Origin of the sequence: Marinomonas rhizomae, from assembly GCF_003315485.1 — a bacterium.
Lineage (GTDB): Bacteria > Pseudomonadota > Gammaproteobacteria > Pseudomonadales > Marinomonadaceae > Marinomonas > Marinomonas rhizomae.
In genome coordinates this window covers 167,187-176,602 of record NZ_QNSE01000012.1, presented here as the reverse complement: position 1 = coordinate 176,602, position 9,416 = coordinate 167,187, and the positions used below count along the sequence as shown (strand labels likewise).

Annotated in this window: 10 protein-coding genes; 6 read left to right on the top strand and 4 right to left on the bottom strand. The window is 44.6% G+C overall.

Annotation, left to right across the window (positions count from 1 at the left end; genetic code table 11):
* Positions 1-124: 124 nt before the first annotated feature.
* Positions 125-1,273 carry an alpha-hydroxy acid oxidase gene (locus DFP80_RS16370; RefSeq protein WP_113917879.1) on the bottom strand — a complete coding sequence of 383 codons (1,149 nt, stop codon included), beginning with the start codon at positions 1,271-1,273 and terminating at the stop codon, positions 125-127.
* Between the two features lie 139 nt (positions 1,274-1,412).
* On the opposite strand from DFP80_RS16370, the gene DFP80_RS16365 reads away from it, so the two are divergent.
* The 3 genes from DFP80_RS16365 (at position 1,413) to lepB (ending at position 3,530) form a co-directional block, all read left to right on the top strand.
* Positions 1,413-2,327 (top strand): LysR family transcriptional regulator, encoded by a 915-nt coding sequence (locus DFP80_RS16365; protein WP_113917878.1) that lies wholly within the window; start codon positions 1,413-1,415, stop codon positions 2,325-2,327.
* 85 nt (positions 2,328-2,412) lie between these two features.
* Positions 2,413-2,655: a hypothetical protein gene (locus tag DFP80_RS16360; protein ID WP_012071377.1), complete on the top strand. Its 243-nt coding sequence runs from the start codon at positions 2,413-2,415 to the stop codon at positions 2,653-2,655.
* Between the two features lie 65 nt (positions 2,656-2,720).
* Complete coding sequence (lepB, locus tag DFP80_RS16355) at positions 2,721-3,530, top strand: signal peptidase I (protein WP_158601369.1); 810 nt, start codon at positions 2,721-2,723, stop codon at positions 3,528-3,530.
* A 28-nt stretch (positions 3,531-3,558) separates the two neighbouring features.
* Here the strand turns inward: lepB and DFP80_RS16350 are convergent, their stop codons facing one another.
* The 3 genes from DFP80_RS16350 to DFP80_RS16340 form a co-directional block, all read right to left on the bottom strand.
* Entirely contained in the window at positions 3,559-4,536 is a 978-nt protein-coding gene (locus DFP80_RS16350; RefSeq protein WP_113917876.1) for a 2-hydroxyacid dehydrogenase, read from the bottom strand.
* Positions 4,537-4,580: 44 nt separating this feature from the next.
* Positions 4,581-5,540, bottom strand: coding sequence for a sugar kinase (locus tag DFP80_RS16345; protein WP_113917875.1), 960 nt, complete (start codon positions 5,538-5,540; stop codon positions 4,581-4,583).
* Between the two features lie 146 nt (positions 5,541-5,686).
* Positions 5,687-6,703, bottom strand: a complete 1,017-nt coding sequence (locus tag DFP80_RS16340) for a LacI family DNA-binding transcriptional regulator (protein WP_113917874.1) — start codon at positions 6,701-6,703, stop codon at positions 5,687-5,689.
* 114 nt (positions 6,704-6,817) lie between these two features.
* Between DFP80_RS16340 and DFP80_RS16335 the strand changes: the two genes are divergently transcribed.
* From DFP80_RS16335 to DFP80_RS16325, 3 genes are all read left to right on the top strand, one after another.
* Complete coding sequence (locus tag DFP80_RS16335; protein ID WP_113917873.1) at positions 6,818-7,891, top strand: zinc-binding metallopeptidase family protein; 1,074 nt, start codon at positions 6,818-6,820, stop codon at positions 7,889-7,891.
* Between the two features lie 118 nt (positions 7,892-8,009).
* Entirely contained in the window at positions 8,010-8,348 is a 339-nt protein-coding gene (locus DFP80_RS16330) for a DUF6172 family protein (RefSeq protein ID WP_113917872.1), read from the top strand.
* A gap of 243 nt (positions 8,349-8,591) precedes the next feature.
* A complete protein-coding gene (locus DFP80_RS16325) occupies positions 8,592-9,398 on the top strand; it encodes a DUF2076 domain-containing protein (RefSeq protein ID WP_113917871.1) in 807 nt (268 codons plus the stop codon).
* Positions 9,399-9,416: the final 18 nt, after the last annotated feature.

Sequence of the window (9,416 nt, the reverse complement as noted above, 5' to 3'; positions counted from 1 at the left end):
TTGTTTTGGTGTTGTGAAACATCAAAGCGAATACAAGCCTCAAATAGTCTAAATGACTAAAAAAGGCTTGCTTTGAAAGATGGTATCTCCCCTTGAAAGACATAAGGGGAGGGTACTGTTAGCTCTAAGATCGAAACCGCAAGTTCTCTTTCGTTAGTTGATCAATTGATGTTTTGCCCATGAGTTTCATATCTCGTTCGAGTTCGGCTTTCATGAGTCCAAGTGCGCGTTCCACGCCAGGTTGTCCAGCGGCGGCGAGTGGGTATAAGTACATGCGGCCGATGCCTACGGCTTTGGCGCCAAGAGATAAAGCTTTGAGTACGTGGGTGCCCCGTTGCACGCCGCTGTCGAATATCACGTCTATTTCATCTCCGACTTCATCGACAATTTCCGCTAGTTGATCGAAGGAGCTGCGCGAACCATCCAGTTGGCGTCCGCCATGGTTGGAAATGATCACGCCAGTACAGCCAATTTCCACCGCTTTGCGGGCGTCTTCTCGGCTCATGATGCCTTTTAAACAAAACTCTCCATCCCAGAATTTCACCATTTCTGCCACGTCGTCCCAGTTCATTGATGGGTCGAGCATGTTGGTAAAGTAGTCGCCAATCGATGTCGCACCAGACCCCATGTCGACGTGTTCGTCGAGCTGTGGTAAACGGAATTTTTCATGGGTCACGTAGTTAATGCCCCACATAGGTTTGAGGACAAACTGCAGCATGCCTTTTAGGTTTAATTTAAAAGGAATGGCGAAGCCTGTGCGAAGGTCACGTTCTCGGTTGCCGCCAGTAATGGAATCGACTGTCAGCATCATTACTTGCACACCGGCGTCTTTGGCTCGTTGCATCATGGCGCGGTTTAGCTCGCGGTCTTTATGAAAGTAAAACTGATAGACCTGAGGTGTGGTGGTTTGCTTGGCAATTTCTTCCATGCTTACTGTGCCTAGGGACGACACGCCAAACATGGTGCCGTATTTTTCGGCGGCATTGGCAACGGCTCTTTCGCCATCATGATGGAATAATCTTTGTAAGGCCGTAGGCGAGCAGTAAATTGGCAGAGCGAGTTTTTGTCCCATGACGGTAACGGATAGGTCGACGTCTTTTACGCCAGTAAGGACGCTGGGCACTAGGTCACAGGTTTCAAAAGCGGCGGTGTTACGGCGGTAAGTTGTCTCGTCGTCGGCACCACCATCAATGTAATTAAAGATTGGGCTTGGTAGGCGTTTTTTGGCTAGGGTGCGAAAGTCTTGGAAATTGTGGCAGTCTTTGAGACGCATTTTTTACCTCGCTTAGAAAAAGGGGTCAGAGCCCTTAAATAATTTTGTCTATTAACTATAGACTGCATTCTATTTACAATAAATACGACATAAACTAATAAACTCTTTCTAAAAACGTCTTAATAAAAAGGATGCAGCAGTGAACGCAGCCGATTTAACGCTTTTTGTGAATGTAGCCGATGCGGGGTCTTTTAATAAAGCGGCGCAGCAAGCCGGGTTGTCGACACCAGCCTTAAGTAAGCGCATTAGTAAGCTTGAACAAGACCTTGGTGCACAGTTGATTCATCGCACAACAAGGCGTCTCAGCCTGACGGAAGCAGGGGAAAGCTTATATGTTCACGCCAAGAATATAGAAGGCCAAGTCAGTGATGCAGTTGCTTCTGTGTCGGCGTTTAGTCAAGGTCTCACAGGCACTATAAAAATGTCCGTGCCGACGATTTCTGGGGAATTGTTATTGGCTGAAGCTGTGGCGGAGTTTTGCCAAAAATATCCGAATATTACCGTGGATATGCGCCTTGAAAATGACTTTGTGGATTTAGTTGGTGAGGGGTTGGATCTGGCGATTCGTACCGGCAAGTTGGAAGATTCAAGCCTAATTGCCAAGCCTTTGATTCAATCAAATTGGGTAGTGTGTTGCTCGCCAAGTTATATCGAGCGATATGGTGAAGTCAGTGATCTAGAGGCCTTGAGGGACCATAATTGTTTGGCTTATACCTACCAAGCCCAAGGCTCGTTTGATTGGCGGTTTACCAAGCAAGGTGTCGGCAAAAAAACAGTGGAAGAAAGCGTGCGCATTAGTGGCAGTTTTGCCACCAATAACGCTCAAGCATTACGCAAAGCCGCTTTGGCAGGCTTTGGTATTGTTTATGTGCCACGTTGTTGTGTGTATGAAGATTTGCAGCAAGGCAAGCTCGTCGCTATCTTGTCAGGGTACAAGCCTCGTCAGCTGGGTGTTTACGCTATTTACCCCTTTACTAAATACTTGCCAGAAAAGTTGCGGCTATTGATAGAGCACATCAAACAAGCCTATCAGGATAAGAAAGCGTATTTCTAGTAATGGCAGGTGATGGAAGTTGCTTTTCATTTATCTGTTTTGTCCTTATTCTTAATTTTTTAGCGGTCTTATAGTGGGAGTTCTTATGTCTGGTCAAGGTTCAGGCGGCAATGTGATTGCTGCACTTTGTAATGTTTTTATTCCTGGATTAGGTCAGTTGGTGCAGGGACGTATCTTTATGGCGCTGTTCTTTTTTGTCACCGTCTTTGTGAGCTATGCATTGGGGGCAACGGTGATTTTGTTCTTTATGTGGTTAGTTGGCGGAATATTACATCTTTGGTCAATTATTGATGCCGCGCGTTTTTCTCCTCTTCGCTCGGTTTTATAAAGGGGCGTAGGTAAGGTGTAAGCAGATAAAGAAGAGCTTTATTAATGATTGAAGGGAAGCAAAACGTGAAGAAAAGAAGTCCTATTTGGGCCTTGGTGTTGTCGGTCTTATCGCCGGGATTTGGGCACGTGTACGCAGGGAATTTGAAAAAAGGGTTATGGTTGTTTCTTTTACAAACTGGTGGGCTATTTGTATTTGGTAAGCTTGGCTGGCTCTCGGCCGCTTATGGCATTTGGTTTTTTATGCTCTTTTTACTGTGTCTCTATTCGTATGCCATACTCAGTGCTGTGCGGCTTGCCTTGGCAAATCAATTCTATGAATTGAAGTCTTATAATCGCTGGTATTGCTACTTGGCTATACTGGCTTTGATCTTAGCTCTTGGTCAAACGCTTATCTCGTCTCGTGGTGCCTTGTTGGGTTTTGAACTTTATCAGGTTCCCTCTCGTTCTATGATGCCGACGCTGCAGCCTGGTGATTACATTGCTGTCGATACAAAAGATTTGTCTTTAAATATTGGCGATGTTGTGGTGTTTCGTTATCCCAATAACAGACAAACCCTGTTTACCAAAAGAATCGTTGCTTTGGGGAATGACAGGGTGGCTATTGAAAATGGTCAAGTGATATTAAACGGTAAGGCCGAGCGTATCGTTTCAGTCGATGAGCGCTTTAGGCGCAGCGAAGTCTCTATGTCTATGTCCGAAACTGTGGTGCCAGAAGGGCAAATATTTGTCTTGGGTGATTGGCGAGATAACAGTAATGACAGTCGCTATTGGGGGGCTTTTTCTGAGTCTAATGTGATTGGAAAAGTGACCTATATATGGCTTTCTAAAGAGTTTAGTCGTCTAGGTAATAAGATTACGCCGTCGTTTTTATAGAAAATTTGTTAACTAGATAGCCAAAAGGCTATCTAGTTAACAAATGTTGATTGGCGCAGTTATGTGAAATGTCACCATCGAGTGCATTGATCAGGTTGTCCACAGCACAGGTGATCATAGCAAGGCGGGTTTCCGAAGTAGCTGAGCCAATGTGTGGAAACAGAACTGCGTTATTTAGTTCGCAAAGCGGTGAATCGTCCGGTAAAGGTTCGACTTCAAAAACATCCAGTCCAGCAGCACGAATAGTGCCATTGGTTAAGGCGTCGACAAGCGCAGCTTGATCGATGACTTTACCCCGAGAACCATTAATGAAGATGGCACTTGGCTTCATCAGAGCGAATTCTTTTGCACCAATTAATCGTTCGGTTTCTGGTGTTAATGGTGTCATTACACAGACAAAATCGGATGTTTTGAGCAGTTCTTCCATGTTCATATAGGTGGCGTTTAAGTCTTGCTCGATATCTGGTTTACGGTTGCGGTTGCAGTACTGAATCTTCATCTCAAAACCAAAATGACCGCGTTTAGCGATGGCATAACCTATGCGGCCCATGCCAATAATACCAAGGGTTTTTCCATGTACATCAGTGCCGTAAAGCGACTCACCTATGTTGCTGTTCCAGCGACCTTCTCGCACCATGTTAGATAATTCAACAGCGCGTCTTGCTGTACACATAATGAGCGTAAACATGGTATCGGCGGTGGTTTCGTCTAATACACCCGGTGTATGCATTAAGGGAATGCCACGCTCAGTGAGGTAGTTTAAGTCATATAGATCTGTGCCAACGGAAATTGTCGATGCGGCTTTTAACTTGGGTGCAAGGCTTAATAGCTCTGAACTCATTCTTGTGCTGGTGCCTATTAATCCTTCAGCGTCGGCGAGAGCAGCCTCAAAGGCGTCTTTGTTAGTGTCATTGATGCCATTAAAGAAGGTAACTTCGCATTGTGACTCTAATCGTTGGCGTTCTTGTGCTGGAATGTCTCGGTATAAAATGACTTTTTTCTTCATTCTACTATTCCTTTGTTAGCTGCCTTTTTCTAATTCGCTTTTCTCTAAACTGCTTTTTCTAAAGTACTGAGGTGCGCGCGAGTTGGCAAGCCTTCGCTGTCACCACGAACTTGCACAGTTAAAGAGCCTAGTAGATTTCCGCGACGAGCGGCTTGTTCCATGGCTTTACCATCGAGTAAGGCTGATATCACACCAACGGCAAAACTGTCTCCAGCGCCCACTGTATCCACTACTTTTTCTACTGGGAAGCCTGCAACCGTTCCAGATTCACCAGTATTGGTTTTGAAGAATGCGCCCTTGCTACCGAGTTTGACGATAACCGTTTTGACGCCATGTTGAAGATAAAAATCGGCAATCACCTCTGGTTGATCACTACCCGCGAGAATTTTTCCTTCTTCTATTCCTGGTAAAACAATGTCGCTGGCAAAGGCAAACTCATTAATATTCGCAATCATAGTGGCTTCATCTGGCCACAAAGTAGGGCGCAAATTGGTATCAAAAGACACGCTGCAACCTTGCTCTTTGGCTAGATTCAAAGCGTGCTTTGTTGCTTCACGCATTGTGCTAGATACTGCTATCGAGATGCCAGTTAGATGTAAATGGGTACCCGTTTTGAATAAATTTTCGTCTATGTCTGTAGCGCTTAATGTGGAAGCAGCCGAATTTTTTCGGAAGTACTCGACCTTAGGGTCGCTGCCATCGGTGACATTAGATTTCAGCATAAAACCTGTAGCGTGGTTGGTGCTTTCAGAAATCCAAGCAGTGCGAATGTTTTCTTTGCTTATTGCTTTGCGAATAAACTGCCCAAAGCTGTCTTTGCCTACTTTACTAATATAACTGGCTTCAAAGCCTAAACGTGCCATACCGATAGCGACATTGACTTCCGCCCCAGCTAAAGAACGATGAAATTCTTCAATGTTTGCTAATTGCCCTGGTGTCTTGGCGACAAACATAGCCATTGCTTCACCAAGAGTGATGAAAGAGTGTGTTCGTTTGTTTTGCATGTAGATTGCCCCTGAGATTGTTGTGTTTATGGAGGTCAAATTGTGTTCGATGAAAGTATCATGGAATCGATTCCATGAATAGTTTTCTTAATTACTGCTAACCATCCCTTGGCTGTTCTTTTGTTCTTTTCTAGTTGGTAATGAAGTCAGATGGAATGACGAATAACGAGTTCGGCTTTTAGCTTTATGTGCTGTGCGACTTCGTTGTTGCCTTGAACTCTAGCAAGCAATCGTTGGCAAGCCGTTTGGCCGATGAGTTGTGTTGGCTGGCGCATGACGGTGATGCCACCTTCGAACAGTTGTGCCCATTCTGGGTCGTCTATGCTGATTAAACCAATTTGCGTGCCGATGCGAATATCTAGCTGTTTCAATGCTTTCGCGGTGCTCATCATGGCAACACCATTGGTGGTGAAGATGGCTTTTTTGCGCTTTGGGTGAGCGGCGATGAAGTCCTCAATGATTTTGACTATTAAGCTGATGCTCATCTTTTCAATTTCAATGACATCGCAGGTAATGTTGTCGTTTTCATTAATGAAGGCTTGGATCGCATCGACCCTTGCTTGGCGAGGGTCAATCGCGATGGATTCGGTCATCACCAAGATGGATTCGTAAGCGTTGGCTTGTAAGTGTTCGCAAGCTTCTTTTGCGGCGGCTTCGTTGTCGAGTCCGACAGTATCGAAGCCGAGAGAAGTATTGATTCTATCGACCAACACTAAAGGACAAGATAGCCGCTTTAAATTGCTAACTTGTTTTTGTGCCATGCCAGCGGTGTTGACGATTATGCCATCGACTCTGTGTGCTTCGAGTAAGGATAAATAGCTGTCTTGTAGGTCTTCTTTGTTATCTGTGTTGCAGACCATCAGCATGTACCCTTCGCGACGGCAAACATGCTCTATCCCCTGTAGTACATCAATGGAATAGGGGTTGGTGACATCCGCGAGTAACAATCCGATGAGTTTTGAGTGCCCAGCTCTGAGCATTCGGGCCGAATGGTTAGGACGAAAATCCAGATGAGTGATGGCTTGCGCAATTTTTTCTTGTAGCTCTTCTGATAATTTATCTTGTTCCCCATTGAGGTAACGTGAAACACTGGTCTTACCTACTTTGGCGTATTTTGCAACGTCTGAAATAGTGGTGAAGTTCTTGTTGTTTTTCTTCGGCAATGTGTCGTCTCAACAGTTGTATTTCGTGAGTATAAGAGTAGGTGATTTGTCGTACTGTAAACTATGATCCTAGCAGGGTGCAATTAGAGACATTTTTTTAATAGCAGGAGTTTTATGAAAATTTTCAGCTGCCAGCAATGCGGACAGACAGTGTTATTTGAAAACACTCACTGCGAGCAATGTTCTTCATCGTTGGGCTTTTTGCCAGATCAATTAGTAATTAGTGCGTTAAAGTCGGTTGATAATGCTTGGTACGCGATGGCTGATAAATCCATTCCCGCAAAGCGTTGGTATTACTGTGAGAACCATCAGCATCAAGTGTGTAATTGGTTAGTAGAAGAAGGCGGTAGTACGTTTTGTATGGCCTGTGAGCTGAACCGTCATATTCCAAATTTAGAGAAAATAGAAGAACGCCAAGCATGGCAACAATTGGAGTTTGCTAAGCATCGCTTGGTGTATTCTTTATTGCGTTTAGGTTTGCCTTTGATCAGCAAAAAGACAGAGCCAGAAGACGGTTTGTCGTTTGATTTTATTTCGGAAAATAACGTGGTGCCAGAAGATGTGAGTGCCATGACAGGGCATGCTTCTGGACAGGTGACCATCAACGCCGCAGAGGGCAACTCAGTTGATCGTGAGCAAATGCGTGAAGACATGCAAGAATCCTATCGAACGGTAATTGGTCATTTTCGTCATGAAATCGGCCATTATTATTGGGATTGGTTGGTGTTTGATGATGAGCAAGTGTTGGCGGATTTTCGATCTGTTTTTGGCGATGAAACGGTTAGTTATGCAGATGCATTAGAAGCGCATTACAAAGCGCCAAATCCAGATTGGCAGGAATCTTTTGTGAGTGTGTACGCTTCTTCTCACCCTTGGGAAGACTGGGCTGAAACATGGGCGCATTATCTGCATATCGTCGATACTTTAGAAATGGCAAGTGATTTTGGTTTGAGTCTTCAACCTACAGGTACGAATCGACAAAACCTCGCTGTGATGGTGAATATTGATCCTTATCGACACGATAATTTCGACGATATTCTTGCGCAATATGTGCCGTTAACTTTCGCTGTAAACAATTTGAATCGTGGCATGGGGCAACCGGATTTGTATCCTTTTGTCTTGGTGCCAGCTGTGCGGGAGAAGTTGGCTTTTATTCATCGTTTGTTGCGATCTTATACGGCAGAATAATCTGCGTGGCAGAGATTTTATCGACTTATCCATGGCGACAGATAAGTCGATCCGTTATCATGCTCGGCAATTGGAGCATGCAACAACGTCTCCTGACTTTTAATCCTTTAGGATCCCAATGAAAAAGACATTTAAACTATCTCATCCAACAATCAAATACCCACGTTTAATTGAAGCGACAAAGAACGAAGTTAAAAAATATTTAAAAAGAGAGCGCAATAAAAAATTGCCAGAGTACGCTGACTTTTGGGGCTTTGATTGTCGTTTTGGTGAAACAGAGGCATTGGCTGAAGAGATTCATGTCGCTCAAATTAATGAAAAAATTAGCTTTGCTGAAAGCCAAGAGTGGACTCAGTTCTACCTTGAAATTCTAGCCGCACCGGCACAGCGTACAAAACGTGAAGTAGTTGAACAAGACGATGAGCTAGAAGAAGCAGAAAGCAACGAAGAGCTCTAAGCTCAGCAACTAAGTCACAGACATTAAAGAAACGCCAGATTAAGCTCGCTTGATCTGGCGTTTTTGTTTGTTGCTCCCTTTGATCATCCAATTAAGTAAAAATCTCAACCTTGCACCAAGCCTTGTTTCCTTTTTCCTGACTCTTTAATCACTTGTTCGCGTATTAGCTGGCCTTATGATTAAGAGATCGCAGGCCTCTTTTTTTCATTTGCCTGCTGACTATTTTCAGTTGGAGACAAGAACATGAGTAACGATGCAAGTGGTTTAATTGACAGTTTATTTGAGCGTATTAATACCGCAGAGAAAAGCACTGGTGAGCGGGACAAAGTAGCAGAAACGCAGATTAATAAACATCTCGTGGCGAATCCCGCTGCGCCTTACTACATGGCGCAAACTATTATCATGCAAGAGGCCGCGTTAAAGCAGTTAAATGCTCGTGTAGAAGAGTTAGAGCGGAATGTATCTGCTAAGCCTAGTTCTGGCGGGTTCTTGTCTGGACTATTTGGTGGCGAGCAGGTTTCTTCCCAAGAATCTGTTCAGCAAGGTTCGGGTTGGGGAAGAGGTAATGGTTCACAACAAGGCTTTGGGCAATCAAACAATCAGCAGGCCAGAGATCAACAGACCAGAGATCAACAGACAAGGAATCAAGCATTCGGCCGCAGTCGTTCTGGCGCTGGTAGCTTTTTAGGTGGTGCCTTACAAACGGCAGCGGGTGTGGCTGGTGGTGTGGTTGTTGGGAATATGTTGATGAATATGTTTAGTCATCATTCCGAAGCGGATATGGCGAATGTTATTAATGAAGCGCCTGACAGTTCAGACTTTGGGCAAGAGCCAGATCTTGGAGCCGCAGCAGATTCAGGCCAGACAGGCTTTGATCAATCGGATGATGCTTTAGACCCTAACCGAGGCTTTGGGCAGGCCGGGTTTGACCAAGCCAATATGGATCAAAGCGATATTGACTCTGGTGGTGTTGATCAAGACGGCTTTGATCAGGGAGGGTTTGACGACATGGGCGGTTTTGACGATTTTGGTAGTGATGACTTTATTTAGTTATCTGTACGGATTAAT

Excerpts from the sequence above, each read along its gene's own strand:
- DFP80_RS16370 (WP_113917879.1), bottom strand. The coding sequence starts at position 1,273 with ATGCGTCTCAAAGACTGCCACAATTTCCAAGACTTTCGCACCCTAGCC.
- DFP80_RS16360 (WP_012071377.1), top strand. The coding sequence starts at position 2,413 with ATGTCTGGTCAAGGTTCAGGCGGCAATGTGATTGCTGCACTTTGTAAT.
- DFP80_RS16350 (WP_113917876.1), bottom strand. The coding sequence starts at position 4,536 with ATGAAGAAAAAAGTCATTTTATACCGAGACATTCCAGCACAAGAACGC.
- DFP80_RS16345 (WP_113917875.1), bottom strand. The coding sequence starts at position 5,540 with ATGCAAAACAAACGAACACACTCTTTCATCACTCTTGGTGAAGCAATG.
- DFP80_RS16335 (WP_113917873.1), top strand. The coding sequence starts at position 6,818 with ATGAAAATTTTCAGCTGCCAGCAATGCGGACAGACAGTGTTATTTGAA.
- DFP80_RS16330 (WP_113917872.1), top strand. The coding sequence starts at position 8,010 with ATGAAAAAGACATTTAAACTATCTCATCCAACAATCAAATACCCACGT.
- DFP80_RS16325 (WP_113917871.1), top strand. The coding sequence starts at position 8,592 with ATGAGTAACGATGCAAGTGGTTTAATTGACAGTTTATTTGAGCGTATT.